Annotated in this window: 1 protein-coding gene; it reads left to right on the forward strand. The window is 24.7% G+C overall.

Annotated elements, in window-relative coordinates; all coding sequences use genetic code 11:
* Nucleotides 1-2,783 precede the first annotated feature (2,783 nt).
* A partial coding sequence (locus Q0V09_RS09320; RefSeq protein WP_297488831.1) for a POTRA domain-containing protein occupies nucleotides 2,784-3,524 on the forward strand: 741 nt, incomplete at its 3' end.

A 3,524-nucleotide genomic window follows, 5' to 3' on the forward strand; every position in this document is an offset into this window, starting at 1 on the left:
ACGAGATACGAATTCGTGACTGGAGTTCAGACGTGTGCTCTTCCGATCTATAAGTTTTTATTTCAAGGGGATGTTACAGATTTTACAGCATCAAATGATGAAATGGGTATTAGTACTTATGCTACAGTTGAGGTTATAAAAGATAAAGACTTACAAATGGATTTAAATGGTGAAATTCGTGAAATGAACTATAAGGGCTATTCTATTTGTGGAATTAAGGTGGAAAGCCGATTTCAGGATAATATTCTAACATTGGTAGATGTTAGAAATAGATTTTTAGATTTAAAAGGAGAAATTAATTTAAATAGTAAAAATTTAAATTTAAACTATAGTATCAATTCATATATAAGTGATAATATAAAGAGTTCAAATATAAAGTTAGGGTTAAAAAATGTTCAAGGTAGTATTTTAGGTGATATTAAAAATCCTGAAGTAGTTTCAAATATAAAAGAGGCATATATTCAACTTCCCAATGAAGAAAAAGTGTCTTTAAAAGGAAAAATTGAGTTAGAAGACAAAGTATTAATTTTAAATGGATTTCAAATAAATCAAAGTTTATTATTTTTAAATTATAATTTAATTGAGAATAAAGGGGAGTTTAAAGCAAATATACTTGAGGAAAATCTTTCTAAATATTATAATTTTAAAAAGTTAAAATATAGGATCTTGTCTAGAGTTGAAGGCGAAATAAATAAAGAAGAAATTAGAAGTAATATTCTTTTAAATATAGACAGGGTATATTTTAATGGAAATGAACTTCCAAATATAAAAGGCGAATTAAATTATGAAAAAAATAGTAAAACAAATAGTTTAGAAATTTTAAGTTTAAAGATGTTAGGATTACAAGGAAAAGAATTATTTAATTCTTTTGGGACTGTTGATTTTAAAAATAATAAAATAAATTATAAGATACCAGATCAAAAAATATATGTGAAAGATTTACAAGGTATAATTGAAACAGAGAATTTAACAGGAAATATTGAAATAAAAAATGAAATATTAGGAGAATTAAAAAATCCAAATTATTCTTTTGAAATAAAAAATGGAAAGTTTGGAATAAAAAACTTTGAGTTTAATAAAATATCATTATTATTAAAAGGAAACTTAGAAAAATTAAATTTAAATAAAGCTATTATATATTATGAAGGAAACCAAATAAAAGGTATAGGAAATTATAATATTAAAAAAAGTGAATATGAATTTAAGATTTTATCTAAAAATATAGATTTAAGTTTTTTAAATGTAATATCAAATCAAAAATATGTGGAAAATATTCAAGGAAAAGGAAATATAGATATACTTCTTTCGAATAATTATAGCAAAAATATAGGATATATAAATTTAGAAAATATTAAAGCTGAAATACCGAGTGCTTTAGTATCGATTAAAGATGTGAATTTAAATATTAAAGTTAATAATGAAAAAATATATTTAACAAATTTAAGTGGAATAATTAATAAAGGGAAAATAAAAGGTACAGGATATATAAAGATTCCTAATATGGATGAAATGGAAATGGATTCAGAGTTTTATAAAAACTTAGATTATAATCTTAAATTAAGTATGAAAAATGTTATATATGAATTAAAAGATTATTTTTCATTGGATATTTCAACTGGATTATTTTTTTCAGATAATAAAATTAACGGGAATGTAATTGTTAATAATGGAGAGATAACAGGTATTGTTAAAGAAGATAAAGGTTTAATTGTAACAATATTTAATTTTATAGTTGATAAAACAAGAGCATTAATTGGTCAAAGTAAAAAATTAGGAAAAGATTTTGAAATAAAGAGCAAATTAGAAAATAGCCCAGATTTTAATATTGGAGTACTTATAAAAAAAGGAATAGATATAAATATTTCAGATGTATCATCACTTGCTCAAGATGTAAAGGGTAAAATTTTAGGAAGAATGGAAATAATTGGAAGAAATGATGATATAGCTGTAGTTGGAGAGTTAGAAGTTCAAAATGGACATTTTTATCTAGGTGATGAGGAGTTCTTAGTGACAAGAGCTATTATTCTATCAGATAAGAGGAATGGACGAATAACAGACTTTAATCCAAACCTTGTAGTAGAGGTTTCCTCACTTGACCCAACTAGCAGATTAGATATTTCTTTACAAGGTGAACTAAATAGTTTAAACTTAAATATAGTAACAGATCAAGGACGTCAAAGTAGTAATTTAAAAGAGTTGTTTACAAGTAATGGAGATGGACCTGAAAATCAAAAAGATGCAGTAGCCTTATTATTTAAAACATTAATAGATAGTCAAATTTCAAGTACTTTGCTTAGACCAATATCTAAAACAATAAAAGATGTACTTCATATATCTAAATTTAGAATTGTTTCTGATATATTTAATCAAGAGGTATTATCTAATTCTGATAATAGTAATAATAATGGTTCAGCTCAAGAAACAAATATGCTTGGATTTGGAGCGTATTTAGAAGCAGAAAATTCTATTTATAAAAACAAATATTTTTGGGTTGCTAGAATAGGAATTGTAGATGGAAGTAGATACAGTGTTGATGCTTCAGATAAGAGTAAAGATCAAGGAGCTATATCTGATACAATAAATCAGTTTGATTTTAAAGTTGAAAGAAGATATAAATCTGGATGGTCTTATGGTATAGGTACAGCAAAATTAAATGATACAACAGCTATAGAAGAAAATAAAAAAGGAAATTTAAATTATTATGTTGATTTTAAGTTTGAAAGAAAATATAATAGTATAAATGATATATTTTTCAAGAAAAATTAATTGGAGGGCAAAACGGGATGAGAAAACAGCTGATAGGCTTAATATCACTGATATCTTCAGTAGTTGCATTTGGTGCACAAGATGGATATTTGGTAAAAGGAGTAGAGTTTAAAAATATAAATGAAATTCCAAAAGAAGTATTATTAGAAAAAATGAATATGAAAACTGGTCAAGTATTTTCAACAGACGGTCTACTAAGTGATTATAATAATATAAAAAAAACTGATTATGTGGAAGAACTAGCAATATATCCTCAAATATATGATGGAGGAATAAAATTAGTTGTAGACGTAAAAGAGAAAAAAGATACGAAAGAGCTATTAGAACATAAAGGTATTATTCCGATGTCAGAAAGAGAAAAAGTAGATACATCTTTAGTTGTATCTAGTTTAGAGGTTGTTGGAAGTGTAAATGTCCCAATGAATAAAATAATGAAAGATATACCAATAAAAGTTGGAGGACATTTTTCAAAAAATAAAATATTAAAAGGGCAAAGAGAACTTTTAGAAACAGGTTTATTTAAAGAGGTTATTCCTGATGTATATCAATATCCAGAAGGACTTGTAGTAGTATATTCTGTTATAGAGAATCCAATAATAAATGGAGTTGAAATTGTAGGAAATACTAAATATACAACAGAGGAATTAAAAAAATTAATAAATATTAAACCTGGAGAAGTATTAAACTTAAATGAGTTAAGAGATGCTAGAGATAAAATATTAAAAAAATATAATGAAGATGGATATATTTTAGCAAGA

The organism is uncultured Cetobacterium sp. (assembly GCF_947039425.1).
Classification (GTDB): Bacteria; Fusobacteriota; Fusobacteriia; order Fusobacteriales; family Fusobacteriaceae; genus Cetobacterium_A.